Raw genomic sequence first — 25,189 nt, 5'->3', positions numbered from 1 at the left:
ACATGTTCTTGCGCCACGTCATCACATTCACCCTGATCGCCCTGCTCGCCGGCTGCGCCGCCTTCGCCCCCCGTGAAGCACTCGAAGGCAAGGGCAACCCCCAGCAATGGCGCGACCACAAAGCGCAATTGAGCCTTCTCGACGGCTGGCAAATCAACGGCAAGGTCGGCATCCGCGCCCCCAAGGATTCCGGCAGTGGCACGCTGTTCTGGCTGCAACGCCAGGATTACTACGACATTCGCCTGTCCGGCCCACTGGGTCGCGGCGCCGCTCGCCTGACCGGGCGCCCCGGCAACGTCGTGCTGGAAGTGGCCAACCAGGGCCGCTATGAAGCGCCGAGCCCCGAAGATCTGCTTGAAGAGCAGCTTGGGTGGAAATTGCCCGTGTCCAATCTGGTCTGGTGGGTACGCGGCTTGCCCGCGCCCGACAGCAAGAGCCGCGTGACTCTCGACAGCGACAGCCGCCTTTCCAATCTGGAGCAGGATGGCTGGAGCGTTGAATACCTGAGCTACATCGAGCAGAAAGGTTACTGGCTGCCCGAACGACTCAAGCTGCATGGCCGCGACCTCGATGTAACATTGGTGGTCAAGGATTGGCAGCCACGCCAACTGGGGCACTGACATGAACCAGACCACCCTGACCCTGCCCGCCCCGGCCAAGCTCAACCTGATGCTGCACATTCTCGGTCGCCGCCCGGACGGCTATCACGAACTGCAGACCCTGTTTCAATTCCTCGATTACGGCGATGAGCTGTCTTTCGCCGTGCGCGACGACGGCGAAATTCATCTGCACACCGAAATCGACAACGTCCCACACGAAAGCAACCTGATCGTAAGGGCCGCACGACAGCTTCAACAAATCTCCGGTTGCAGGCTTGGCATGGATATCTGGCTGAAAAAGATTCTGCCCATGGGCGGTGGAATCGGCGGCGGCAGTTCCAATGCGGCCACCACGCTGCTGGGACTCAACCACCTCTGGAAGCTGGATTGGAGCGAGGACCAACTGGCCGCGCTGGGCCTGAAACTGGGGGCCGACGTCCCGGTATTCGTGCGTGGCCACGCGGCTTTCGCCGAAGGCGTAGGGGAGATTCTTACCCCTGTTGACCCCGAAGAGCCCTGGTATGTCGTGCTTGTCCCGCAAGTATCTGTAAGTACAGCAGAAATTTTTTCACATCCGTTGTTGACACGTAATTCAACGCCCATTAAGATGCGCCCCGTTCCCAAGGGAAACAGTCGTAATGATTGCCAACCGGTGGTAGAGCAGAGTTACCCAGAAGTACGTAACTCACTGAATTTGCTAAGCAAATTCACTGATGCTAGACTCACCGGAACTGGAAGTTGTGTGTTTGGGGCCTTCCCAAACAAAGCTGAAGCTGATAAAGTTTTGGCCCTTCTTACAGGGACCCAAACAGGGTTTGTCGCAAAAGGTAGCAACATCTCGATGTTGCATCGCAAGCTTCAAAGTCTGCTCTAGGAATCGAGTATCAGGTACTCGCAGCTACAGATACAGGGGCGTCGCCAAGCGGTAAGGCAGCAGGTTTTGATCCTGCCATGCGTTGGTTCGAATCCAGCCGCCCCTGCCATTTTCCTTATACTCATCCAGGTATACCCTCAGCCTTCAGGTACTGCGCGTGTCCAAGATGATGGTCTTTACGGGGAACGCCAACCCCGATCTGGCTCGACGTGTCGTACGTCAGCTGCATATCCCATTGGGTGACGTCTCTGTCGGTAAATTCTCCGACGGCGAAATCAGCACTGAGATTAATGAAAACGTCCGCGGTAAAGACGTCTTTATCATTCAGCCGACCTGCGCTCCGACCAACGATAACCTGATGGAACTGGTTGTGATGGCCGATGCCTTCCGCCGCTCCTCAGCGTCCCGAATCACTGCGGTGATTCCTTACTTTGGTTATGCCCGTCAGGATCGCCGTCCGCGTTCCGCACGTGTGGCTATCAGCGCGAAAGTCGTTGCTGACATGCTCACCGTGGTCGGGATCGACCGTGTTCTCACGGTTGATCTGCATGCTGACCAAATTCAGGGTTTCTTCGATATTCCGGTAGATAACATCTACGGCTCCCCGGTTCTGGTGGATGACATCGAAGATCAACGCTTCGAAAACCTGATGATCGTATCCCCGGATATCGGCGGCGTCGTGCGTGCACGAGCCGTTGCCAAGTCCCTGGGCGTGGATCTCGGGATCATCGACAAGCGCCGTGAGAAAGCCAATCACTCCGAAGTGATGCATATCATCGGTGATGTCGAAGGGCGTACCTGTATTCTGGTCGATGACATGGTCGATACCGCCGGCACCCTGTGCCATGCGGCCAAGGCCTTGAAAGAGCATGGCGCTGCCAAGGTCTTTGCCTACTGCACACACCCTGTGCTGTCGGGTCGGGCGATCGAAAACATTGAAAATTCCGTGCTGGACGAGCTGGTGGTCACTAACACCATCCCGCTGTCCGCTGCAGCACAAGCTTGTGCGCGTATCCGCCAACTGGATATCGCACCGGTAGTCGCCGAAGCGGTTCGCCGCATCAGCAACGAAGAATCGATCAGCGCGATGTTCCGCTAAGGGCACAGCCCTTCGCACGCATCTCGTTGACGAAAAGCGCCCCGCCCCGACACACCTGTCGGGGCGGGGCTTTTTTGCCCATCCCGCTTTGGCACTGGTCGCAAGTGCTACCCGGGAATGGCTATTTTGGAGATACAAAATGACTGATTTCGTTCTGAACGCCCAAGCGCGTACCGACCTGGGGAAAGGTGCGAGCCGCCGCCTGCGTCGTCTCGCCAGCCAGGTTCCTGCCGTTGTTTACGGTGGTGACAAGGCCCCTGTGTCCATCACCCTGATGGCCAAAGAAGTTGCCAAACTGTTCGAAGACGAAGCGGCTTTCAGCCACATCATCGAACTGAACATCGACGGCGCCAAGCAAGACGTCGTGGTCAAGGCAATGCAGCGCCACCCGGCCAAGCAATTCATCATGCACGCTGACTTCGTCCGCGTTGTAGCTGGCCAGAAACTGACCGCTGTTGTTGCAGTGCACTTCATCAACGAAGAAGCACCGATCAAGAAAGGCGGCGAGATCTCCCACGTTGTTGGCGAAATCGAAGTTAGCTGCCTGCCAAAAGATCTGCCTGAGTTCATCGAAGTCGACCTGGCTAACGCCGAAATCGGTTCGATCATCCACCTGTCCGACCTCAAGGCGCCAAAAGGCGTTGAGTTCGTGGCACTGGCTCACGGCAACGACCTGGCAGTGGCCAACGTTCACGCACCACGTGTACCAGTAGAACCTGCTGCAGAGTAATTCGTTACTCTGGTGTTGCCCGGCCACGGAGCTCCAAGCACCGTGGCCCACAACTCCAAGGAAGAGCCCCTGACGTGACCGCCATTCAACTGATCGTCGGCCTGGGAAACCCCGGCCCCGAATACGAACAGACCCGGCATAACGCAGGGGCTCTTTTCGTTGAACGCATCGCATCGGCCAAAGGTGTCAACCTGGTTGCCGATCGCAAGTATTTCGGCCTGACGGCAAAATTCAGCCATCAAGGCCAGGACGTTCGTCTGCTGATCCCCACCACCTACATGAACCGTAGCGGCCAGGCCGTAGCAGCCTTGGCGAATTTTTTCCGGATACCTCCGGAGGCCATTCTGGTGGCTCACGACGAACTCGACCTGCCCCCGGGGGTTGCCAAGCTCAAGCAGGGCGGCGGCCATGGCGGGCACAACGGCCTGCGCGACATCATCGCGCAGCTCGGCAACAACAACAGCTTTCACCGTCTGCGGCTTGGCATCGGCCACCCGGGTGTCAGTAGCCAGGTGTCCAATTTCGTCCTGGGTCGTGCGCCACGCGCCGAACAGGAAAAACTGGACGCCAGTATCGATTTTGCCCTCGGCGTGCTGCCGGATATCTTCGCTGGCGAGTGGAATCGCGCGATGAAAAACCTGCACAGCCAGAAGGCCTGACTTCACGAAGAGGGGATACACCATGGGTTTCAACTGCGGTATCGTCGGCCTGCCCAACGTCGGCAAGTCCACCTTGTTCAACGCCCTGACCAAATCCGGTATCGCGGCAGAGAACTTCCCCTTCTGCACCATCGAGCCGAACAGCGGCATCGTGCCGATGCCCGATTCGCGCCTGGAAGCCCTGGCTGCCATCGTCAATCCAAAGCGCATCCTGCCGACCACCATGGAATTCGTCGACATCGCAGGCCTGGTAGCCGGCGCGTCGAAAGGTGAAGGTCTGGGCAACAAGTTCCTGGCCAACATCCGTGAAACCGATGCTATCGCCCACGTGGTCCGCTGCTTCGAAGACGAGAACGTGATTCACGTCTCCAACAGCGTCGACCCCAAGCGCGACATCGAGATCATCGACCTGGAGCTGATCTTCGCCGACCTCGAAAGCTGCGAGAAGCAACTGCAAAAGGTTGCGCGCAACGCCAAGGGTGGCGACAAGGACGCCGTGGCCCAGAAAGGCCTGCTCGAGCAACTGATCGCTCACTTCACCGAAGGCAAGCCTGCGCGTAGCCTGATGAAGAGCATGGGTGCCGACGAGAAGGCAGTAGTCCGCGGTTTCCACCTGCTGACCACCAAGCCGGTCATGTACATCGCCAACGTTGCTGAAGACGGTTTCGAGAACAACCCGCACCTGGACGTGGTCAAGGCCATTGCCGAAGAAGAAGGCGCGGTCGTGGTGCCGGTGTGCAACAAGATCGAAGCAGAAATCGCCGAGCTTGAAGACGGTGAAGAAAAGGACATGTTCCTCGAAGCCCTGGGTCTTGAAGAGCCAGGCCTGAACCGCGTGATCCGCGCAGGTTACGAACTGCTCCACCTGCAGACGTACTTCACCGCCGGTGTCGAAGAAGTCCGCGCCTGGACCGTACGCGTTGGTGCCACCGCGCCACAAGCCGCTGGCGTTATCCATACCGACTTCGAGAAAGGCTTCATCCGCGCCGAAGTGATCGCCTATAACGACTTCATCCAGTACAAGGGCGAAGCCGGCACCAAGGAAGCGGGCAAATGGCGTCTGGAAGGCAAGGATTACATCGTCAAGGATGGCGATGTGATGCACTTCCGCTTCAACGTCTGACGGTTGCCGTGGATATCCACGGCGCTTGATGCACCTCGAAACCCCCGTAATCGCCAGGCGATACGGGGGTTTCGCGTTTCAGCACGACTATCCCTGTTCGTATCTGCTTGCCTCTCTCTTAAACCAACCAGCGAGAGGTCATGGCAGTTCGATCCGTGGCGTTTTTACCGCCTTCTCTTGGTTTTCACAGGCAGTATTTCAGCATCATTGCTGATATCATTTTGCCACTCATCGAATGCATTTTCATTTTTGCAAGGAAGCCTCTATGCGTCGAGCCATCTCGCTGTCTCTGCTCGCGTCGACGATTGCCCTCACCAGTTGTTCCAGTACCCAGTTGGACACCCTCGGTCGTGAGCATGGCACCGCAGTGCTCTGTGGTGTCGGCCTGCTCGGCGGGGCCCTGTTGGGCGCCGCCGTCAACGGTAGAAATGGCGCCTTGGCCGGAGCTGCCTTGGGCACTGCCGCAGGATGCTATGCCGGATCGGCCTGGCAATCGCGCATGCAGGCGCTTGATCGCATTGCCAAGGAAGAGGGCCTGAAGCTGACCTCCACACCGCTGCAGATCGCCAACAGCGCTCCCGGCGCCAAACCGGCCGAAGCCGGTTTGGTGACCGAGGTCGAGAGCGAAAGCATGTTCGACACCGGCTCTGATCAGCTCACCGCTGCCGGCGTACGTGCCGTGAGCAAGCTGGCGGCCGAATACTCGAAGAATGACGGCACCCCGGCCAACGCCCAACGCCGCTTCCTGGTAGTCGGTCACACCGATGCCACGGGTACTGCGCAGATTAACCAGAGCCTGTCCGAGCACCGCGCACGCACTGTAGGCCGCCTGTTGCGTGATGCTGGCATCCCAGCCAGCGCTATCTATTATCAAGGCGCCGGGGCCGCCCGCCCTATCGCCGACAACACTGACCCCTTGCAACGCGGACGCAATCGCCGGGTCGAAATCGTCGAAACCACCAGCGAAGACGTGCTGATCAAACGCATCGTCTCCGAGCAGAACAACGCCCGCTACCTGGCCTACGGCACGGTCAGCGAGCGCAAGCCGGCAACTGTCGCCAGCGCAACGCAAGCCAAAGCCAAGCCCACCAATCCGGTAAAGGCCAGCAACACGAAGCCGACCACCGATAGCAAAGGCACGTCCGCCCTGGTGGATTTCGGCGGCAGCCCGACCACCAGCGACCAACTCGGCTACAGCCTCAAACCCATGACCGACGGCCTCAGCCTGATTTCTACCGCCCGCGCGGCCGAGCCGCCGATGCGTACCTGCCAGGCCGACAAGCCCCGCGATAGCGGTGCTGCGCTCAACCTGGCGACCGAACAGCCGCTGAACCAGCACGCAACCCGTGAATACTTGCCGGGCTATAACAACCGCGTCTGGGCCAATACCGTCAACGGTAATCTGGTGACCATTTCCCCAGTCTCCATCCTGCGCGAAGGTGCAGCGGTCGGTACGCAGCCCTTCATTCAGATCGTGACCGGCTACGAGACCGCGAAAAAGAAAAATCTGGGCAAGCTCGACGCTGTCGCCAACACCTATGAAGGCCAGGACGAAGTGCTCTATCGCGTGTTCGTCACCGAGGACAACGCCGCCGTCAGTTGCATGGACATTGTCTTCAGCAAAGGCAATGCCAAGGCCAGCCAGGGCGCGCTCTACTACCCCGACAACGGCCAAAGCTATACCGCTCGTTTCGTCCCTATCCGCAGTTGATCAGGAGGATCATCCATGGAAACCTTTTTCAGTCTGCAAGACCTGCAGACACTGTTGCGTACCCACACCGTGCTGACCATTGCGATCATCGCTACCCTGCTGGCAATCGCTCTGATTGCCTATCTCTGGGAACACGTTTGCTATTTCACCATGCGCGCCTGGCATGGCCTGCCTGTGATCGGCACCGTCTCGCGCCTGTCCGCCACACCCGGTTATATGAAAGATGGCTGGCCCAGCGTCGAGTCGGATATCTGCGGCGACTACAAGACCTATTACGACAAGTACGATCGCGACTCCTCGCTCTATCGCAAGAGCAAGGACTACCTGGCCAAGGTGGGTGAAGCCGGACGCCGGCCGATGCCCTCCTGGGTTCTGGGTCTGGCGGTGATCCTGCTGGTGGTCGAGGCTGTCGGCTTCGGCTTCGTCCTCGGCCCGTTCGTCAATAGCTCGGCCAGTGCCAACCAAATGGCCATGCTGGCCTGGTCGGTAGCCTTCCTGCTGGCGTTGATTTCCGGCGGCTTCGCCCACTTCGCCGGTCATGACATGCACTACAACTCCCTGGTCAAAAAGGCCCATGCCTGGTGGTCTCGCGACAGCAAGGGACCTCAGCGCCCCAGCTCGCTGAAGCAACTGAAATCGTTGCACCTGGAAGACTCGTTCAATGACGACGACCAGCCCGACTACCAGCAGATCATGGCGCGAATCCACGCCAACCACGATGTGACCCAGAAGAAGAAAGTCATCTATGGCTTCTTTGCCGTAATCATTGTACTGGCCATCGCCGCGTTCTGGATTCGTGCCTACACCCTCGAATCCATCGAAACCGATATGGTCGCCCAACTCAGCACCAGTGCCGCACCGGCCTCGGCTTCGGCCTCACCGTTCGACCTTCCGGACGAATCAAAATCGGTCAATGAACAGTCCGATGATCAGGCCGTTCAAGACAAGATGGACGCAATCCGTCACGCTTCGATGGTGACCTACATTGTGCTGTCGGTGGTATATATCGCCATCCAATGCCTGATGCTATGGCTATCGGTGGTGTATGGCTTCAGCGGCGTACATTCCAAGGAAGCCTGGAAGAACACCCATCGCTTCAACAGCGCAGACGAGTTCGAACGTTGGTACGCCAACCAGCGCGCGCGTATCACCGGGCATGCCGACCACAAACTGCGTCTGCTGCAACAGAAGCGCTCAAGCAAGCATACCGCCATCGCCGAGGAACAGGATGCCCTGGCCACCGAGCAAGTGGGCAGCCGCAACTTTCTCAGTTTTGTGCTGTTGAGTCGGCAGGACAGCAACCGTCATGCGGAAAAAATGGCCAATGCGCGCCAGGTCGCGGCCGAACCGCGCCCCGCTGTTACGCCTGTCGTCCCGGTTCAAACTGCAGCGGCACCTGAGAGCGCAACCAGCGCGCAAGTCGCTGAAGTGGATGCGGCCAGCTTCAATGACCTCACACCTTTCGACGACGCCCAACTGAACCTCGCCGCCAAAGCCTTGAAAATGCCTTATGAGACGCTGCTGGACATCCGTGCCCAGCAGACCGTGCTCAAACAATTGGGCATGTTCGGTGCACAGGAGCCCGCCTGAGATGCTCAAGTCACTGATCACCACGCTGACCCTGATGATCGCTGCCAGCGCCAACGCCGCCGAACGTAACGACCTGCCCAGTTGCTACGGCAAGGCACACCTGAGTGACCAGCGTGCGCCCACCTCTGGGCGTCTGCTCAATGTCGTGGTCGACCAGACCATTCCTATGCCCGAGGACATCCAGCGCGCTGCCTGGGGCAACATCAGCCGCTACGTCGGCCCCGGCGATCAGGTACGGCTGTACAGCTTCTCGGCGCTGGTACCGGGCCAGTACGTGCGACTGCTATTCGCCGGCACACTGGATGCCCCCATCGACCCGGCGCAACGCGACGATATCGACATGAATAAACTGCGCAGCTTCGATGCTTGCATGGCGCAGCAGAAGGCCCTGTTCGAAGGCAGCTTCGGCCGCCAGTTCGTTGCCGCCCTGCGCGGCGCCACCGCCGATCTCCCCAAAAGCGAAATCATGTTCGCGCTGCGCGAAGTAGCAGGCGATCAAGCAAAAATACCAGCCGATCAACGGGTGCTGTTCGTCATTAGCGACATGCTCGAACACAGCGACTACACCAGCTTCTATGCCGCCAACAAAATTCGCGACCTCAACCCCGCGCAGGAGTTGACCAAGGCGGAGAAAAGCGGAGCCATCGGCGACCTTCACGGCGCACGGGTGTATGTTGCCGGGGCAGGCCTGATCACGGACGCAATCAAACAAAATTACCGCTCAGGCAAGACGATGGACTCCCTGGAGAGCTTCTGGCGCGGCTACTTCGAGAAATCTGACGCCTCTCTGGCCGATTTCGGCAAGCCAATGCTGAATGTGGATCTGCAGTGAGCGGGTAACGGGGTCGTGACACCAGCTTGGTGAATCAAGTAACAGGAGAATCAGACGGCGCTGTTGATCAGCGCCTGTCTGCCATCGCGAAGATTCACGTCGACATGATTCAAGCCTTTTTCGTGCGCGGAAGCAAAATCGCCAGCACGCCAAACAGCGGCAGGTACGAGCACAGGCTGTAAACGTATTCGATGCCACGGATATCGGCCAGGTACCCCAGCAAGGCCGCGCCAATCCCGCCGAAGCCAAACATCAGGCCGAAAAACACCCCGGCGATCATGCCGACATTGCCGGGCACCAGTTCCTGCGCGTAGACCACGATGGCGGAAAAGGCCGAGGCCAGGATAAACCCGATGATCACGCTCAGGACGCTGGTCCAGAACAGGTCAACGTAAGGCAACAACAGGGTGAACGGCGCCACGCCGAGAATCGAGAACCAGATCACTGCCTTGCGACCGATACGGTCGCCAATCGGCCCACCGAAAAAGGTGCCTGCTGCAACCGCCCCCAGGAACAGGAACAGGTGCAACTGCGAACTGGCCACCGACAGATCGAACTTCTCGATCAGGTAGAACGTGAAATAGCTGGTAAAGCTGGCCATGTAGAAATACTTGGAGAACACCAACAACCCAAGTACCACCAGCGCCCCGATAACCCGCTGCCGGGACAGGCCGTGGGTGGCGCCCTGCCCTTTGCGCGCCTTGAACAGGCTCAAATGCTCGCGGTACCAGCGGCTAAGCGCATAGGTCACCACCACGGCGAATATCGCGAACAAGCCGAACCACACCACGTTGCCCTGGCCGAACGGAATGATGATCGCCGCGGCCAGCAACGGCCCGAAGGCTGAGCCGGCGTTGCCACCGACCTGAAAAGTCGATTGCGCCAGACCGTAGCGACCGCCTGAGGCCAGACGGGCAATACGCGAGGTTTCCGGGTGGAAGGTCGAGGAACCGATGCCAACCAGCGCGGATGCCAGCAGAATCATCGGGAAGCTGCCGACGTAGGCCAGCATCACTATCCCCACCAGGGTGCAGAGCGTCCCCAGCGGTAACAGGTTCGGCATCGGCCGGCGATCGGTGTAGAACCCTACCCAAGGCTGCAGCAGAGAGGCTGTGACTTGAAAGGTCAGGGTAATCAGCCCGACCTGGGTAAAGCTCAGGCCATAGTTGGCCTTGAGCAACGGATAGATCGAGGGCAAGACGGCCTGGATCAGGTCATTGATCAGGTGCGCCAAAGCGCAGGCCGCGATGATACGCATCACCAATGGACTGCTCTGGCCGATGGGCGGGGAAACGGTCGTACTGGGCTGGATATTGCTCACGGCCACGGGAATTCATTCCAATCAGCGATTTGGATCCAAATTATCCAGAATCCGCCGGGCCCCGCGCCAGCGTTTTTTCCGGAGCCGAGGCCGATGGAATCGCTAACCTTTTGATAGCGTGCAGAAATTTTTTGAAAAAAGGCTTGACGCATATCCGTTCTCAGCGAATAATGCGCGCCACTTGGCTACATAGCTCAGTTGGTTAGAGCATAGCATTCATAATGCTGGGGTCCGGGGTTCAAGTCCCTGTGTAGCCACCAAGTACTAAAAAGGGCTTACCGAAAGGTAGGCCCTTTTTTTATGCCTGCAGAAAAGTAAGGCTTCCATTGTATCTTCCTCGTTCCCACGCTCCGCGTGGGAACGAGGGGAAAATGTAAAAAAGTAGGCCTTTCATTGTGCCTTAGGAAAAGGCCTACTAATCCTTGAGACCGATCGAGCTTGTTGCGCCAGAGCCTCGCCTCTAACCTTTTCCCGTCGTTGCAAACCCAGCGACCGGATTTAGCAGTCCGCATCTATCGGCGCTCAAGCGCCACCCTCAAGACAGGCGCTTTTTTATCGCCTGTACTTTATGGTGGCTGTGCGTGGGGCATCTTAGGATGCGCCGGGTTCCGATAGACCGGTCTGCTAACCCGCGCACAGCTGCCACCCTTTCGTTTAGCAGCGTTTGATGGCAGCTCCACTCTATCGGAGCGTCACCATGAAAAAGATCACCCCCGATCCACCACAAGCAACAACCGAGCAATTCACTCACTTCTCGACATCCGAAACCGCCTTCGGCGCCAGCTGCGGCGACAAAAGGCTTTTTGCCGTCTGCAAAGACATCAGTGTCGAAGCTGCCCTGATACACGCAACGGAATTACTTGGCTGCGCGTCAGCCTCCGCTTTTGAAATAGCCAACACGCTGCACGAGAGCAATCGCAGTCAGATCCTCGCGGTTTTCCATCTAGTGGAAATGGCGAAAGGACTGGTTAACGCGTCGCTGGAGGGCACCAACAAGGCGGGCGATCCGCTTTGCCGCATCTAATGCAGCTCAATACGATCGGCCGCTGCCCCCAGGCTGCGCTGAGGTCCAGCAGGACCTTCCTACGATCTACCGAACCTGCGCCCACTTCACGGTGGGTTCGTGCTTCGCTGCGACAGCCTGACGCCAGCGGCCTGGACCGTTCCCTTTCCTCGTTCCCACGCTCCGCGTGGGAATGCAGGGTCAGACGCTCCAGCGTCGGTGGGCCTGAGAGCGCGCGGAGCGTCGCTGCAGGCATTCCCACGCGGAGCGTGGGAACGAGGAAACAATTCGGGAGATCCGCTCTGCCGTATCACGCCGCTACCGGCAAAACGACGTCTTGTTGGTAAAGTCATCACCCCAAGTCCGGTAGCCCGCCGTATCGATATGAATACGCCCAGTCGCGTACTGGCTCAGTCCCATCTTCCACTGCTCCCCCTGAAGCTTCCAGAATGCGCATAGGCGCGTTGCAGCATCTTCAGGCATAGCGATGAACAGATCGACTGCGAAAGCCCGTACATGAGCGCTTTGGGGGGCTCCGCCGGCACAGGCGTTGAGCGCCGGGTCGCGGTAGGCAGAGACCACCTCGAACTCGCTCAAAGCTTGCTCTACCTTCAATGTCTGGAGCAGCCGCAGTGTCGAAATGACAGATTGCCACAAGCTTTGCGGCGGCAACGAAAAAGGCTCGGCCGCACACGCTTCCCAGTCGCTGGCCGTTCTGAGCAACTGGTACAGCGGGACGACTGTATCGATATGATTCTCGGCCAACATCCGCGTGAAGCTCGCCAGATCATGTTGGCTGGCCCACTGCGTAAACATCCCCTCGTCCCGCTCATCCGCCTGCACGGCCAGGGCAATCGAAACTAGTAGCGCCACCATCCCTCTGAGCAATGATTCGTCTCCTGCTGTGACCGGTGTCAGACGTTGATACGAAACTCCGATGGGCGTGTCGCCGGCGGTCTTTCAGTATGGCAAGCCTCCCGCCTGGAGGGAGCATTCTGACAAGGAGTCGCCGATGTCCAAAGCACCTTGCCTCACGCTGCTTGCCCTGAGCCTGCTGGCAGTATCGTTCACCACCACCGCCCACGCCGACGCGCACATCACCTTGGGTAGCCAGGAACGCGTGGCCCGGCTATTTGCTTACCCCAACAATTGCAACGTGATTTGCTTTCGCAACTGGACGCTGGAACAGACGGTGGAGCACTACCTGAGCCAAAGTACCCAGCGCGATGGTTACTCTGCTGCCAAGGTGAAAGTCAGCCGTGACAACGATCAGCTCGTCGCCCGCATCAGCGGGGTCCCGCAGAGCTACGAAATGCCCGTAAAAGACCTTCTGGACGCAGGTGACCTGGCATTCGAAGGGGCCAGCCGCCTCAACCGCGACGGCAAGTGGGCGTACAACTGGAACCTGTTCCTGCCATTGGGCATGGCGCTGGAAAAGCGCCGCAGCATCGAACTGCTGCACTTCCCGCCCGACTACTCACTGACTCAAGCCCAGGACTACCTGCGCTCGGCCACCAGTGATCGCTGGGCCTCCTTGCTGACCCGCAACGGCATACCCCGGGAGCAGACTCCCGCGTACCAGACCATCATCGATATCGCCCCCATCGCCGCTCCCGCCAGCGCCGGCAAGAACCTGGAAGGCGTCTACGGCTATTTTCAGGATTACCAGCGGCAGATGGTCAAGTCACTGAGCCGCAATGCTGACGGCCAGACACTGCCGATGGTGGCTTTCGGCGCGCCAGTGCGCGACTGGATCAAACAGCAATACGGCCCGACGCTGAAGGTCCTGGGTCTCGCCAGCATCAGCCTGGCGTCTGAACAGCAGGTGACGGTGCTCGGCGCCCATCACCCCAGCAATATCTGGTATGCGGCAGACAGGAACAACCATAAGGGGGATCAAGACAGGGCTGACCAGGCCGGGCTGAAAGTCATGGGCCAGGACCTCAGCGCTGCCTGCTGGCAGGCCGGGATGGGTCGCAACCACAACGCCGACCCGAAGGCGACCCTCGACGCCTGCACCCACAAATGGCAGGTCACGTCCAAAAAACAGACCTGCGAACTGTTCTTCAGCTCGATTCGCAACATGACGGCAGCACAGGCCAAGAGTAGATGTGCCACTGGGCCAATGACCCGCACCCTGCGGGACCTGCAGAAAACATCGGTGCAGCCTGCACCTGGCCTTTAGAAAGGACCAAGGGCCGCTCGCGCCTGAGTTGCCCTTGGCTGCTGCTGAAGGCGTCAGATCACACCACAGGCCATCCGTTCGCCACCGCCACCCAGGGCTGCCGGTTGATCCGAATGATTATCTCCCCCAGCATGGATCATCAGCGCTCGCCCCTCTATCTCGCTGATCTTGCTGATTCGAGGCGCCAGCACCGGATGGGTCACGGTACCATCCGCGTTGGCATAGAGTGCTGGTAGGTCACCCAGATGCCCGTCGGCGTAGGGCCCCAGGTGCTTGCCGGTCTTGTTGGCATCGAAATGCCCGCCCGCCGCAAGCGCGGCGACCGGCCTGCCATCTTTCACGGCGGCATCGCAGCTGCCGTTTTCGTGTACATGAAACCCATGAATACCTGCCGGGAGCAGGCTCAGCTGCGGGGTGAAGAGCAACCCATGTTCGGTTTCATTGATAGTGACCTGCCCAATGGGTTGCACAGCGCCGTCGGCGCCGACCAGGTTGATTGCCACGTCCTTCGATGCGGCCTGCACGTTGCCAAAGGACAACGTGGCCAGCATTGCAATCCAGCCATACGGTTTCATTACGTCTCCTGATACGTCCAAGTAAGGACGCAGCAGTCTAAGGCAACCGCCGAGCGGATAGCCCCGACTACATATCAGGAAACGATATGCCCGCCGCCGCTATTGCCCCAACGGGCGCAGACGGTACTGCGGTGGCAGTTGCTCGAAGCCGCTGATGGTCGTATCCAGGCTCTTCCAGCGACCGTCCTTGATGCCGTAGATGCAGCCATGGATCGACAGGCTCTGACCACGGTGCCAGGCGTTCTGGACGATACTGGTATGCGCGACATTGGCCACCTGCTGAATCACGTTCAACTCGCACATGCGGTCGACACGTTCCTCTTCGGTTGCCAGCTTGGCCAGTTCATCGCGCTTTTCGTAATAAAGATCACGAATCGAGCGCAGCCAGCCATCGATCAGGCCCAACTGACGGTCCTGCATCGAGGCACGCACACCGCCGCAGCCATAGTGACCGGTGACCAGGATATGTTTGACCTTGAGCACTTCCACGGCGTACTGAATTACCGAAAGGCAGTTGAGGTCAGTGTGCAGCACCACGTTCGCCACATTGCGGTGCACGAACAGATCGCCGGGCAGCATGCCGACGATTTCGTTGGCCGGTACTCGCGCATCCGAACATCCGATCCAGAGAAATTCCGGCGTCTGCTGGCGGGCCAGCTTGGCGAAGAATTCAGGATCTTCCTTGTTGATGGCATCAGCCCAACGCGCGTTGTTATCAATCAGTTCTTGTAGATCGCTCATGTTCAAGCCTCATAATTGATGCGTAGCTATGACAAGCCCCGCGCCCTGCGGGTCACGCCGGCGCCGTCACCTATTCGAGCAGCGAACAGGCCATGACCAACGCATCTTCGCGCCCGCCCACTGCCGGATAGTAATCGCGGCGCCGACCAATTTCGTTGAATCCGTAACGCTCATACAGGCGGTAAGCCGACTGATTGCTGGCGCGCACCTCAAGGAAACACTCCCGGCCGTTCAACTCGTAGGCGCGTGACATCAGCTTTTCCAGCAGCCGCAAGCCCAGGCCGCGGCCCTGGCTTTCCGGCTTGACCGTGATATTGAGCAAGTGCGCTTCATCGATGATGACATTGATGACACCGTGCCCGACTTGCTGGTTGCCTTCGAACATCAACCAGATTTCGTAGGATTTGAGCCCATCGAGGAAGATCCCCCGAGTCCACGGATGGCTGAACGCGGCGTATTCGATCTTCAACACAGCATCCAGATCCGCCTCAGTCATGGGGCGGAAGCTTACAGCGTCACTCATCGGTTGGTTTCCAGCGCGCCATCAGCCGACGCATGGCTTTCCAGACGTCCGCCTTGCGTTGCGGCTCGTCCATCAGTAATTCCAGTGCCGGCAGCGCCCAGGCAGTGCCCAGGCCCTCGACCGGCAATTCGAGACAATAGGCCTGGGCATCGGCTTCACCGGCAAAACGGATGGCCGGCACGCCGATCAGCCAGAGGCAAGTGCATGGCGCTTCTTCCAGGCGTGCCTGGACGAAGCCCTGAACGAAATCCCGTGCAGCTTCCGGGCCCTGGTCGAGGTTGCCGCGTACCAGCAATGGCCAGCGCACCGGCTCGCCGATGATCTGCGGGCTATCGGGCAGGCCGGCAGCGCGCAGCATGTCCTTGAGCAGCAGATAGGACGGATCCCGGCTTTGAAACGGCTCGCCCGTGGCCAGTTCCACCAGCAGCAGGCACGACCCCGCCCGCAACAGTTGCAGGGCAAAGCGTGGCGGTGGAACGGCGGCAACCCTGGGCGCGACCACAGCGGGCTCCGCATCGACGGCCGGCTTGCTGGCAGCCTTCGGCGTGGCACTGGGCCGCGGCACTTCGATTTTCGGACGTTCGGCTACCCGCGCCACGGGCGCTGCAACCGTTTCTACCGCTTGCTGCACCGGCGCAGGCTCGGGCAACGACGCCACCGGCAACAGCAGCTCCGGCCGCGATGGCGCGGCGAAGGGCAGTTCGGTACGCGGCAGCCAATGCACCACTTGCATGGCGTTGAGGTAAGCGCGGCGGCGGGACTCGATAAGCAAGGGTCGGCCATCTGTGGATAAGTGAAGACGCCAATTCTACCGCCCTTCGCTGCGCTGCGCCGCAGTTGATCGGCAGAAAAACGGTGCGACTGATGAGTCGACCGATCAGGGGGTGAATCGCCAGGCGAATGATGCAGTACAATCGCTCCCTTTTATCTGGCAACGAGTCGACCATCCAATGATCGAACCCAAGCGCGTCCTGCGCGCCCTCGCCGAACACTGGGCCTTGCTCGAGCCACTGTGCGAGCATTTCGACCAGGGCACCCTGAGCCTTGGCGAGTTGCGCCAGCAATTGGCGGCCCGACAGCTGGACAGCACCCCCCAGGACATCACCAGCCTGCTGGACGTGTGGATCCGCCTGGATATTCTGGTTCCGGTGGCCAAGAGTCCGAACCGCTTCGAGCTCAACGCACAGATCCACGACTTCCTCGCCTACCTGCGCCGCGAACACCGGCTGGGCCTGTGCCTGGAGATCGAAGCCTATCTGCGCCATCTCGAACGCCTGGCCGGGCATATCCAGGACGCCTTCGACATTCGTGACGGCAACGACCTGGCCCGCCAGTTGCGCCTGCTCGACATGCGCGTGCGCGATGTGCTGAAAAAGCTCGATAACGACGAACAGGCGCTCGTGGCCGTGGCCGAAAGGGCCAAGACCAGCGACCGGCAGATTCCGTTGAGACAGCGCTATGCCGAGGTGCTGGCGACCTGGGACGAGTACGTCGAGCCGATGATCCAGCTGGTCAATGCCGACGGTGCCTTCGAACAGGGTGTACGCAAGGTCGAGAACGTCCTGTTGCGCCTGCTCGGTGAACAGCAGCGCCTGGGCCATCTGGTCGACGACGACATGTTGCTGCGCACCCATGCCCGTATCCTCGAGATGCAGACCAGCGCCCAGCTGACCCTGCGCCATGCCCGAGAGCTGCTGCTGCCGTTGCGTGAAGAAGCCCGCCGGCACAACGCCGTGACCCGTGGCGCCGCCCTGGCCCTCTCGGTCATCCGCCGCAAGGGCCTGGACGCCTTGCCGCAGGCGGCGATGCCCATGTTCACGCGCCCGCAAAGCACTTTCCTGGGCAGCGCCAGCCAGGTCGAGGCCTACGTCTATGCCCTGGCCCGATTCGAGCCCAAACCCGCGCAGTTTCCCAAGTCGCACAAGACCAGCAAAGGCGAAACGCCCCGTGCGCCCCGCACCGTCAAGGAAATGCTCGAACGCTGCGAAAGTGCGCTGCCGATGCCCGACCTCATGGTCTGGCTGCTCGAGCAGGAGCCCAACGGCGCCACCGACGAACTGCTTTATTGGTTCTCGCGGCTTTCCCGTGAGAAGCGTTTTTCCCGTGAGCGCCTGGAGCGCCGCGATTATCACACCCGGGAGCATCAGGTCAGCCTGCGCTCTTTCGCCTTGATTTCTAGCCGAGACGAGCCGCTAGACCCTTCTGCGAGCACACCTCATGCATCTTGATCTTTCTGAATTGTCGCAACTGGCACCGATCTTCCGCGAGTTGTTCAAGGGTTTCCACATCAGCCGCCGCGACCCGGAACTGTACGCGCAGCTGTCGAATTTCCAGGATCAGTACCGGGGCCTGTTCAAGGCGCTGGGTTTCGAGCTGGTCTGTGATACCCGCGGTTTCTACTACTTCGTCCCGGAACTGGCGGCCGCACAGGTCAACAAGACCGCCCAGCGCTTGTCCTTGTTCACCTTCATCCTGGTCGAACACCTGGCCGACCAGGGCCGCGACCCGATGGCCGTGCTCGATGGCGGCAGTCTTGGCCGCGACGAATTGCCCTCGTTGCTGGAAAAGTACCGCGACCTGTTTATCCAGGCCGAGGTCCAGACCCAGGACGAACTGGAAGAGAAAATCATGCGGCGCATGACCCAACTGGGTTTCGCCAGCGAAGAAAACGGCATCTACCGCTTCCTGCCGCCCATGCACCGCTTCCTCGATGTCTGCCTCTCGGTCCAGCAGGACCGCGACCTGGCCGCCAGCCTGCACAGCGCCCTGCCGCTGCCGACGCCCGAGCTGGTCGACGATGACAGCGACGAGCAGCTGCTCAAGACCGATGACCCGCTCGACCTGAGCCCATTCGAAGAAACCGAAGAGCAGGCATTGGCCCGCGCCATCGCCGAAGAACAACAGGAGATCGATGCATGAGCCAGGAACGCTACGGCATTCGCCGCTTTGCACTGCTCAACACCGCTGGCTACAGCCTCGGCCTGTTCCCCCTGGAGCATCCGCTGTCGGTCTACGGTGCCAACAACCTGGGCAAGAGTGCCTCGATCAACGCCCTGCAGTTCCCGATTCTGGCGCGCATGTCGGATATGAGCTTCGGCAAGTACAGCCTTGAGCAGTCCCGTCGTTTCTACTTCGCCAGTGACACCAGCTACATCCTTTGCGAAGTCTCCCTGCCCCACGGGCCACACGTCATCGGCGTGGTCGGTCGCGGCCCGGGTGGCGGCTTCGGTCACCAGTTCTTTGCCTATGCCGGTGAACTGGACCTGGCCCACTACCAGAAGAACGACACCTGCCTGCGACAAAAAGAGTTGTTCACCAACCTCGAGCGCGAGGGTCTGAAGGCTTACGAGCTCAAGCCAGACGAACTGCGTCGCCTGCTGGTTGGCGGCCACACCTCCATCCCGCTGGACCTGACGTTGATTCCGCTGCGCTCGACCAGCGAGCAGAGCCTGAAAACCTTCCGCGCCCTGTTCATCAACCTGCTGCACATGCGTGAAATCACCGCGGCCAAGCTCAAGCAGCTGTTCCTCGATGCCTTCGAGCACAGCCTGCGTTCGGGCAGTGTCGACTATATCGCCGCCTGTGAAGAAGCCTTCCGCGACGTGCGCCGCATGGAGCAGGACTACAACTCGCTGGTCGCTGCCGGCCCGCTGGTCGAAGCCCTGGCCAACGGTGTCAAACAGCGCGATCTGCTGCGTGGCAAGCTGCACCGGATTTCGCCACTGCTCGATTCATTGCTCGGCACCTGGCAGGACTATGCCGGCGCGCGCAAGGAAGAGCTGGTCATCCAGGCCGAGCACTACCGCAGCGAACAGGATGCCCTGCAGAACGATCAGCGTGGCGGCACCCAGGAGCTGATGCGCCTGGAGCGGGAAATTACCGGAGTTCAGCGTTGGCTCGGCGAGCTGTCGGTGCTCAAGCATCGCTTCGCCCTGGTCGATGACGTTCGCGTGCTGGAACAGCAACTGCTGGCCGCCAAGGACGCCCATGACGAGTTGGCCGGTGCCCTGGCGCAATCGCGACAGTTCAGCGCCGAAGACCTGGAAGAACGCCTGCGCGACCTGGAAAAACGCCTGAAGTCGGTCAAGCAGCAGCTCGACCACGCCGACAACAACAGCTACGCCCGCCTGCGCGAGGAGTTCTCGCAACAGGATGTGGAGCGTCTGATGCGCCTGTTCAACAGTGCACTGTTCAGCCTGCCGCTGGGCGAGCACGGCATTGCACTGGACGACAACGACGCCTGGGTCAAATCCCTGGAAGCCATACTCGACGGCTTCAAGGGCGAGCGTTTCGAGGCGCCGGGAATATCGATCGACCTGTCGCACATCGAGCCGCCGGCGTTGCAGGCCCTGGCCGATCGCGCGGCACTGCGCGATCAGAAAGAGCGCCTGGAAAAAGAACTCAAGCAACTGAAAACCCAGCAGGCCGTGGCCGCCGACCGCGCCGCCAGCAAGACCCAGACCGAAGCCCTGTACCAAAAGGTGCTCGATGCCCAGAAGGCACTGGAAGACTTCCGCCGCACCCAGACCCTGAGCGCTGAAGAATCCGACAAGATGGAACAGCTGGCGCAGATGGAGGCGGCTCAGGACGAGCTCAAGCGCTCCAGCGACGCCTTCACCGAGCGCGTCCAGCAGTTGTCCGCCAAGCTGCAACTGGTCGGCCGCCAGATTGCGGATCTGGAAGCCAAGCAGCGCACCCTCGATGACGCCTTGCGCCGTCGTCAGCTGCTGCCGGCCGATTTGCCGTTCGGTACGCCATTCATGGATCCGGTCGACGACTCCATGGACAACCTGCTGCCGCTGCTCAATGACTACCAGGACAGCTGGCAAGGGCTGCTGCGCTGCGACGGGCAGATCGAGGCGCTGTACGCCCAGGTTCGCCTCAAGGGTGTTGCCAAGTTCGACAGCGAAGACGATGTCGAGCGTCGCTTGCAATTGCTGATCAACGCTTACAGTCACCGCCAGGAAGAAGCCCTGACCCTGGGCAAGGCACGCCGTGCCGCTGTCACCGATATCGCCCGGACCCTGCGCAACATTCGCAGCGACTACGACAGCCTCGAGCACCAACTGGCCCTGTTCAACCGCGAGATCAACAAGCGTCAGGTCTCCAACCTGCAGAGCTTCCGTATCGTCCTGGCGCCGAACAAGGAAGCGCTCAAGCACATCGACCAGATCATCCACAGCGCCGGCCAGTACGAAGAGGGCGAAACCCTGTCGGTGTTCGACCTGAGCCAGAGTGCCGATCAGGACAACAAGAACGAAGAGGCGAAGGAGTACCTTGCCCGCCTGGTAGCTGCCAACCATAACCAGCTGGGCCTCAAGGACCTGTTCGAACTGGCGTTCGAGATCACCAAGGTCAACGGCCAACCGGTCATCCATACCGACATCGACGGCGCCGCCTCCAACGGCACCACCATGACCATCAAGGCGCTGACCAACATGTACCTGTTGCTGCACTTGATGGACCGCGACCTGGCCGGTCGAATTCGCCTGCCGTACTACCTGGACGAAGCAGCCGACATCGACGAACGCAATCAGGCTGCCTTGCTCGAAACCAGCCTGCAGCTGGGCTTCGTGCCGATTCTGGCCAGTGTGAAACCACAGGTTTCGGCCCGGGTGGCGATTGACCTGGAAGGTGGCAGCGGGCCGAACGGCATCTACATCGATGAGGCAGACTGGAAGTACATTCGTCGGCATGACGAGGTGAAGGCTTTGGTTGAAGAGATCGAGGCTGAGACGGCTTGAGCCGGATGCTGAAATGAAAAAGGCCGCGATATTTTCGCGGCCTTTTTTTTTTTGAAGGCCCTTTGGGCCTTATCTCATTTACCCAACTGAATCTTCGGCGCCCACTGCAGCCACTCATCCTCGGCCTTGTCGAACAAGGCGAAGGTCTGCTGCGGCCGGGCAGGACTGCCCATGCGCTCACCATCGGGAGTGGCAAAGGCAATTCCGCCTTCAATCAGCGTTTCAAGCGACTCGGTTTTCACCGTAGCCCCCTTGAACAAGCCAAAGTCGACACCAAAGCCGCTGCTGTTCCAGAATCGGCTGCCCCCACGTACCAGCGTGGCGTAGCGAGGTTCGATCAGGATCTTGATCAATACCCGGTCGGCCGTATCACCCAATTCGTACCCCGTCACCTTGCCCACAGTGACCTCGCGGTAGGTGACTGGCACCCCCGGCTTGATCGAGCCACGGCGTGGTGCACTGAGCACCAGGCTCAAACCGGCTTCGCGCTCGGCGAAGTCCGGTGGTTGAGGCAACGCCGTGAAGTTCTTCTGCGGTCCTGCATTCTTGATCGCCGGCTGCACTTCCAGGTATTGGCCAGTGACCAGGGTTTCCAGGTTGGCCGTCTTGACGATACCCAGTGCCGGCTTGACCACCCAGAACTGCGTGCCGACCCGGGCAATGCGTTCCGGCACCTCGGTGATGCGCGCGGTCAACAGTACCGACTGCAAGTCATCGCTCAGGTCGACGTTTTCGACCTTGCCGACATCGAGCCCCTTGTAACGAATGGGCGTGCCTTCCTTTAGGCCATCGGCCCGCTCGACCTTGATCGTGACCATGGTGCCGGTCTTGTTCGCTTCATCCTGGCTTTCGAACAGGCGGAAACGGGGAATGCGCTTTTGCAGCGGGACGTTCGCCTTTGGCGTCTCGAAGGCAATGCCACCGGCCATCAGGCTTTGCAGCGACTCGGCCTTGACCTGAATGCCGGACAGGCCGCCTGTCAGGGTAATCCCGCTGGCATTCCAGAAACGCGTCGAGCCATTGACCAGGTTGGCGTACTCCTTCTCGATGTGCACGCCGATGATCAACTGCTTGTTGGTACGCGAGAACTGATAGCTCTGAACCGTACCTACCTTGACCTGCTTGTAGAGGATGGGGCTGCCGACCTCCAGCGAACCGAGATTTTCGGTGAACAGAACCAGGTGCAGGCCGGGCGCGCGCAGGTCCAGCGGTGGCGCCTTGGCTCTTGCCTCGAATTCGCGCTGCGGGGTCGCCCCCTTGTCGCCCGGGCGAATGGCAATGTAGTTACCCTTGACCAACGCTTCCAGACCGGTGATGCCTGCCAGCGAAATCGAGGGCTTGACCACCCAGAACTGCGTCCCCTCGACCAGATAGTCCTCGGCTTGCGGGTCGAGTGTAAGCTCGGATGTCGCGCTGTTCAGGTCGGGGTCGACCTTGAGGGTCTTGAGCATCCCCACCTGGATGCCCTTGTACATGACCGGCGTGCGCCCGGCCTGCAGGCCCTCGAAGTCGGTAAGCTTGACCTTGATCCGTATACCCGCCTGAGCGGCATCGAAGTCTTCGTAAAGACGAAACGGCAGGCTCGGATCAGTGGGCGGGCTGTCCTGGCGGTGTTCCGGCGTCGCAAAGGCAATACCACCTGCCACAATGCTCGACAGCGACTCGCTGCGAACCTTCACGCCGCTGAGGCCAGCGTCGATGCTGATGCCGCTGGCGTTCCAGAAACGCGTATGTTTGCGCACCAGATTGGCATAGGTAGGCTCGATGAAAACCTTGAGCTCGACCGTATGCTGATCGTCGGACAAGGCGAAGCTCTTCACCCGACCGACCTTGATCTGCTTGTAGAACACCGGGCTGTCGCGATTGAGTGAGCCCAGCCGGTCAGCCTTGAGCGTCAAGTGCAGGCCAGGTTCGGTGTCCGAAAGCGGCGGTGGCGATGCCAGCGCCGTAAACGAACGGGTCGGCTCACCGCCTTCCCCGGGACTGACGGCAATATAGTTACCTGATACCAGCGTCTCCAGCCCGGTAATCCCGGCCAGCGTGACGCTGGGCTTGACCAGCCAGAACCGGGTGCTGGTCCGCATGTGAGGCTCGGCAGCCTTGTTCATCTCGATCGTGGCGATAACGCCCTTGTTGTCACCCTTCTCGTCCAGCGCCAGGGCGGTGACTTTGCCGACCGACATTCCCTTGAAGACCACTTCGGTCTTGTTCGCCTGGATACCTTCACCGCTCTCGAAGCGTACCTGAATCTCGATACCGGACTGGTTATAGGCTCTCCAGCCCAGCCAGCCGCCGATAATCAATGCAATCAGGGGAAGCACCCAAATAGCCGACCAATTGGAAGCGGGGCGGGTTTTAGCCGTAGGCAAATCACTCATGGTCGTCATCCGACTCCGTGTTATCCCAAATCAGTCGGGGATCGAAAGTTACTGCAGCAAGCATCGTCAAAATCACCACACTGGCAAAGGCCACCGCCCCCAGGTTGGCTTCAACGCTGGCAAGGCGGCCGAAATCCACCACCGCCACCAGAATGGCAATGACAAAGATGTCCAGCATGGACCAGCGTCCGATGAACTCGATGAAACGGTACATCCAGATGCGCTGCCTCGCCGACAGGGGCTGGTGGCGTTGCACCGAATAAAGCAGCAAGGCGATCCCTACCAGCTTGAAGGTCGGCACCAGGATACTGGCCACGAACACCACGCCGGCAATCGGGTACATGCCGTGTTGCATCAGGGTAATCACCCCGGACATGATGGTGTCCGGACTGCCCTGCCCCAGTGCGCTGACCGTCATGATCGGCAGCACATTGGCTGGGATGTAGAGGATTGCCGCGGTGATCAGAAGCGCCCAGGTGCGTGCCAGGCTGTTCGGTCGCCGGGCATGCACCAACGCACCGCAGCGCGTACAGATCTGCTCGTCGGTGTCCGGCTCCTGCCTGTTGAGCTCGTGACATTCGGCGCAGATCAGAATGCCTGCATCAATCGCCCGCATGTGGGTCCTCTCCTGACAACGCGACCCAGATCTGATGTGGCGACATCACCACTTCCAGCCAGACCTGAACCAGCAACAAACCAACAAAACAGGCCATCCCCAAGCCGAGGGACAGCTCGGCCAGATCCGACAGTTTGACGATGGCCACCAACACCCCCATCAAGTAGACCTCGAGCATGCCCCAATCACGCATGTGATGATAAATGCGATAGAGCAACAAGCCGTAACTGCGGCCGATATCCAGGCGGATGCTCAGTAACACGAACAACTGGCACAGCAGCTTGAGCAGCGGAAACCCCATGCTACAGAGAAAGACCACCGCCGAGATGCCTTGCATGCCGGAGTTGAACAATCCGACTACGCCGCTCCATACCGTATCATCGGAGGCTTGGCCCAACAGATTGAGCTGCATGATCGGAAGAAAGTTCGCCGGGACATACATCAACAATGCAGCCAGGACCAGGGCCAGGCTTCGATTGACTACGTTATGGCGGTGGGCATAGAGCTCGTAACCGCAGCGGGGGCAGAGGGCTTTTTCGTCGTGAGCAAGCGTGGGTCTGCGCATCAGCAAGTCACACTCATGGCAGGCCACCAGCTCATCCAGCGGTAACTGCGCCAGCTGACTGGGCTCAACGGGATCAGGCATAAACGGCTTCTGTGTAAAGAAATGGCTCTATTCTAGTGTTCTTGCTCGAAAATAGCCGGGCATTTTACATCTCGTACATTTACATCTCATTCCCACGCTCTGCGTGGGAATGCAGGGTCCGACGCTCCAGCGTCGCGACGCGGAGCGTCAGGAGAGGCATTCCTTTGCTGCGCGTGGGAACGAGGTCCAGGAGTATGCGGGGCTTTTCGCGGGGCAAAAACAAAACCCCATCTGCGTCAG

At 59.8% G+C, this 25,189-nt stretch carries 23 protein-coding genes and 2 tRNA genes; 16 read left to right on the top strand and 9 right to left on the bottom strand.

The genetic code is table 11. From position 1 onward, the window contains the following. Positions 1-2: 2 nt before the first annotated feature. The 10 genes from lolB (at position 3) to F2S13_RS19715 (ending at position 9,217) form a co-directional block, all read left to right on the top strand. The gene (gene lolB / locus F2S13_RS19760) at positions 3-620 is read left to right on the top strand and encodes a lipoprotein insertase outer membrane protein LolB (protein ID WP_166363876.1); all 618 of its coding nucleotides are present in this window, start codon (positions 3-5) and stop codon (positions 618-620) included. 1 nt (position 621) lies between these two features. Further along, positions 622-1,473, top strand: a complete 852-nt coding sequence (gene ispE, locus F2S13_RS19755; protein WP_166363874.1) for a 4-(cytidine 5'-diphospho)-2-C-methyl-D-erythritol kinase — start codon at positions 622-624, stop codon at positions 1,471-1,473. A 34-nt stretch (positions 1,474-1,507) separates the two neighbouring features. Then, a tRNA-Gln gene (locus F2S13_RS19750) sits at positions 1,508-1,582 on the top strand. A 48-nt stretch (positions 1,583-1,630) separates the two neighbouring features. Further along, positions 1,631-2,572 (top strand): ribose-phosphate diphosphokinase, encoded by a 942-nt coding sequence (locus tag F2S13_RS19745; RefSeq protein ID WP_166363872.1) that lies wholly within the window; start codon positions 1,631-1,633, stop codon positions 2,570-2,572. 139 nt (positions 2,573-2,711) lie between these two features. Beyond that, positions 2,712-3,302 carry a 50S ribosomal protein L25/general stress protein Ctc gene (locus tag F2S13_RS19740; protein WP_166363870.1) on the top strand — a complete coding sequence of 197 codons (591 nt, stop codon included), beginning with the start codon at positions 2,712-2,714 and terminating at the stop codon, positions 3,300-3,302. Positions 3,303-3,376: 74 nt separating this feature from the next. Then, positions 3,377-3,961, top strand: coding sequence for an aminoacyl-tRNA hydrolase (gene pth / locus F2S13_RS19735; RefSeq protein WP_166363868.1), 585 nt, complete (start codon positions 3,377-3,379; stop codon positions 3,959-3,961). A 22-nt stretch (positions 3,962-3,983) separates the two neighbouring features. Beyond that, a complete protein-coding gene (gene ychF / locus F2S13_RS19730) occupies positions 3,984-5,084 on the top strand; it encodes a redox-regulated ATPase YchF (RefSeq protein WP_166363866.1) in 1,101 nt (366 codons plus the stop codon). A 265-nt stretch (positions 5,085-5,349) separates the two neighbouring features. Then, on the top strand, positions 5,350-6,795 hold the full coding sequence (locus tag F2S13_RS19725) for an OmpA family protein (RefSeq protein WP_166363864.1): 1,446 nt from the start codon (positions 5,350-5,352) through the stop codon (positions 6,793-6,795). 15 nt (positions 6,796-6,810) lie between these two features. Next, complete coding sequence (locus F2S13_RS19720; protein WP_166363862.1) at positions 6,811-8,385, top strand: hypothetical protein; 1,575 nt, start codon at positions 6,811-6,813, stop codon at positions 8,383-8,385. A gap of 1 nt (position 8,386) precedes the next feature. Then, on the top strand, positions 8,387-9,217 hold the full coding sequence (locus tag F2S13_RS19715; RefSeq protein WP_166363860.1) for a hypothetical protein: 831 nt from the start codon (positions 8,387-8,389) through the stop codon (positions 9,215-9,217). 109 nt (positions 9,218-9,326) lie between these two features. Here the strand turns inward: F2S13_RS19715 and F2S13_RS19710 are convergent, their stop codons facing one another. Beyond that, on the bottom strand, positions 9,327-10,544 hold the full coding sequence (locus tag F2S13_RS19710) for an MFS transporter (protein ID WP_166363858.1): 1,218 nt from the start codon (positions 10,542-10,544) through the stop codon (positions 9,327-9,329). Positions 10,545-10,721: 177 nt separating this feature from the next. On the opposite strand from F2S13_RS19710, the gene F2S13_RS19705 reads away from it, so the two are divergent. Then, positions 10,722-10,798, top strand: a tRNA-Met gene (locus F2S13_RS19705). Positions 10,799-11,235: 437 nt separating this feature from the next. Beyond that, positions 11,236-11,562: a DUF6124 family protein gene (locus F2S13_RS19700; RefSeq protein WP_166363856.1), complete on the top strand. Its 327-nt coding sequence runs from the start codon at positions 11,236-11,238 to the stop codon at positions 11,560-11,562. Positions 11,563-11,859: 297 nt separating this feature from the next. Here F2S13_RS19700 and F2S13_RS19695 read toward each other — a convergent pair whose 3' ends face one another. After that, positions 11,860-12,417: a D-Ala-D-Ala carboxypeptidase family metallohydrolase gene (locus F2S13_RS19695; RefSeq protein ID WP_166363978.1), complete on the bottom strand. Its 558-nt coding sequence runs from the start codon at positions 12,415-12,417 to the stop codon at positions 11,860-11,862. A 136-nt stretch (positions 12,418-12,553) separates the two neighbouring features. Between F2S13_RS19695 and F2S13_RS19690 the strand changes: the two genes are divergently transcribed. Further along, positions 12,554-13,726: a hypothetical protein gene (locus F2S13_RS19690; protein ID WP_166363854.1), complete on the top strand. Its 1,173-nt coding sequence runs from the start codon at positions 12,554-12,556 to the stop codon at positions 13,724-13,726. A 53-nt stretch (positions 13,727-13,779) separates the two neighbouring features. On the opposite strand, the gene sodC is transcribed toward F2S13_RS19690, so the two are convergent. The 4 genes from sodC to F2S13_RS19670 form a co-directional block, all read right to left on the bottom strand. Continuing rightward, positions 13,780-14,301: a superoxide dismutase family protein gene (sodC, locus tag F2S13_RS19685; protein WP_166363852.1), complete on the bottom strand. Its 522-nt coding sequence runs from the start codon at positions 14,299-14,301 to the stop codon at positions 13,780-13,782. Positions 14,302-14,400: 99 nt separating this feature from the next. Further along, positions 14,401-15,042, bottom strand: a complete 642-nt coding sequence (gene can, locus F2S13_RS19680) for a carbonate dehydratase (protein ID WP_166363850.1) — start codon at positions 15,040-15,042, stop codon at positions 14,401-14,403. Positions 15,043-15,112: 70 nt separating this feature from the next. Further along, complete coding sequence (gene rimI / locus F2S13_RS19675) at positions 15,113-15,565, bottom strand: ribosomal protein S18-alanine N-acetyltransferase (RefSeq protein ID WP_166363848.1); 453 nt, start codon at positions 15,563-15,565, stop codon at positions 15,113-15,115. Then, positions 15,558-16,337, bottom strand: coding sequence for an energy transducer TonB (locus F2S13_RS19670; RefSeq protein WP_166363846.1), 780 nt, complete (start codon positions 16,335-16,337; stop codon positions 15,558-15,560). Before F2S13_RS19670 ends, rimI begins: the two co-directional genes overlap by 8 nt. Before the next feature lie 178 nt (positions 16,338-16,515). Between F2S13_RS19670 and mksB the strand changes: the two genes are divergently transcribed. Genes mksB through mksF form a run of 3 tightly spaced genes read left to right on the top strand, consistent with a single transcriptional unit; the run spans position 16,516 to position 21,309 of the window. Continuing rightward, complete coding sequence (mksB, locus tag F2S13_RS19665) at positions 16,516-17,793, top strand: Mks condensin complex protein MksB (protein WP_166363844.1); 1,278 nt, start codon at positions 16,516-16,518, stop codon at positions 17,791-17,793. Further along, complete coding sequence (gene mksE, locus F2S13_RS19660; RefSeq protein ID WP_166363842.1) at positions 17,783-18,484, top strand: Mks condensin complex protein MksE; 702 nt, start codon at positions 17,783-17,785, stop codon at positions 18,482-18,484. The genes mksB and mksE overlap by 11 nt, the downstream gene beginning before the upstream one ends. Continuing rightward, entirely contained in the window at positions 18,481-21,309 is a 2,829-nt protein-coding gene (gene mksF, locus F2S13_RS19655; RefSeq protein ID WP_166363840.1) for an Mks condensin complex protein MksF, read from the top strand. Before mksE ends, mksF begins: the two co-directional genes overlap by 4 nt. 74 nt (positions 21,310-21,383) lie before the next feature. Here the strand turns inward: mksF and F2S13_RS19650 are convergent, their stop codons facing one another. The 3 genes from F2S13_RS19650 to F2S13_RS19640 are packed head-to-tail and all read right to left on the bottom strand — an operon-like array spanning position 21,384 to position 24,949. Further along, a complete protein-coding gene (locus F2S13_RS19650; protein WP_166363838.1) occupies positions 21,384-23,687 on the bottom strand; it encodes a PqiB family protein in 2,304 nt (767 codons plus the stop codon). Further along, positions 23,680-24,303: a paraquat-inducible protein A gene (locus F2S13_RS19645; protein WP_166363836.1), complete on the bottom strand. Its 624-nt coding sequence runs from the start codon at positions 24,301-24,303 to the stop codon at positions 23,680-23,682. Before F2S13_RS19645 ends, F2S13_RS19650 begins: the two co-directional genes overlap by 8 nt. Continuing rightward, positions 24,290-24,949: a paraquat-inducible protein A gene (locus F2S13_RS19640; RefSeq protein WP_166363834.1), complete on the bottom strand. Its 660-nt coding sequence runs from the start codon at positions 24,947-24,949 to the stop codon at positions 24,290-24,292. Before F2S13_RS19640 ends, F2S13_RS19645 begins: the two co-directional genes overlap by 14 nt. Between the last annotated feature and the right edge of the window lie 240 nt (positions 24,950-25,189).

Source organism: Pseudomonas akapageensis (assembly GCF_011355085.1).
Taxonomy (GTDB): domain Bacteria; phylum Pseudomonadota; class Gammaproteobacteria; order Pseudomonadales; family Pseudomonadaceae; genus Aquipseudomonas; species Aquipseudomonas akapageensis.
This window is presented reverse-complemented; position numbering and strand designations above follow the sequence as displayed.

Bases quoted from the DNA above. Each gene is read 5' to 3' on its own strand.
- lolB (WP_166363876.1), top strand. From the start codon at position 3: ATGTTCTTGCGCCACGTCATCACATTCACCCTGATCGCCCTGCTCGCC.
- ispE (WP_166363874.1), top strand. From the start codon at position 622: ATGAACCAGACCACCCTGACCCTGCCCGCCCCGGCCAAGCTCAACCTG.
- F2S13_RS19740 (WP_166363870.1), top strand. From the start codon at position 2,712: ATGACTGATTTCGTTCTGAACGCCCAAGCGCGTACCGACCTGGGGAAA.
- ychF (WP_166363866.1), top strand. From the start codon at position 3,984: ATGGGTTTCAACTGCGGTATCGTCGGCCTGCCCAACGTCGGCAAGTCC.
- F2S13_RS19725 (WP_166363864.1), top strand. From the start codon at position 5,350: ATGCGTCGAGCCATCTCGCTGTCTCTGCTCGCGTCGACGATTGCCCTC.
- F2S13_RS19720 (WP_166363862.1), top strand. From the start codon at position 6,811: ATGGAAACCTTTTTCAGTCTGCAAGACCTGCAGACACTGTTGCGTACC.
- F2S13_RS19715 (WP_166363860.1), top strand. From the start codon at position 8,387: ATGCTCAAGTCACTGATCACCACGCTGACCCTGATGATCGCTGCCAGC.
- F2S13_RS19700 (WP_166363856.1), top strand. From the start codon at position 11,236: ATGAAAAAGATCACCCCCGATCCACCACAAGCAACAACCGAGCAATTC.
- F2S13_RS19695 (WP_166363978.1), bottom strand. From the start codon at position 12,417: ATGGTGGCGCTACTAGTTTCGATTGCCCTGGCCGTGCAGGCGGATGAG.
- F2S13_RS19690 (WP_166363854.1), top strand. From the start codon at position 12,554: ATGTCCAAAGCACCTTGCCTCACGCTGCTTGCCCTGAGCCTGCTGGCA.
- sodC (WP_166363852.1), bottom strand. From the start codon at position 14,301: ATGAAACCGTATGGCTGGATTGCAATGCTGGCCACGTTGTCCTTTGGC.
- can (WP_166363850.1), bottom strand. From the start codon at position 15,042: ATGAGCGATCTACAAGAACTGATTGATAACAACGCGCGTTGGGCTGAT.
- rimI (WP_166363848.1), bottom strand. From the start codon at position 15,565: ATGAGTGACGCTGTAAGCTTCCGCCCCATGACTGAGGCGGATCTGGAT.
- mksB (WP_166363844.1), top strand. From the start codon at position 16,516: ATGATCGAACCCAAGCGCGTCCTGCGCGCCCTCGCCGAACACTGGGCC.
- mksE (WP_166363842.1), top strand. From the start codon at position 17,783: ATGCATCTTGATCTTTCTGAATTGTCGCAACTGGCACCGATCTTCCGC.
- mksF (WP_166363840.1), top strand. From the start codon at position 18,481: ATGAGCCAGGAACGCTACGGCATTCGCCGCTTTGCACTGCTCAACACC.
- F2S13_RS19650 (WP_166363838.1), bottom strand. From the start codon at position 23,687: ATGAGTGATTTGCCTACGGCTAAAACCCGCCCCGCTTCCAATTGGTCG.
- F2S13_RS19645 (WP_166363836.1), bottom strand. From the start codon at position 24,303: ATGCGGGCGATTGATGCAGGCATTCTGATCTGCGCCGAATGTCACGAG.
- F2S13_RS19640 (WP_166363834.1), bottom strand. From the start codon at position 24,949: ATGCCTGATCCCGTTGAGCCCAGTCAGCTGGCGCAGTTACCGCTGGAT.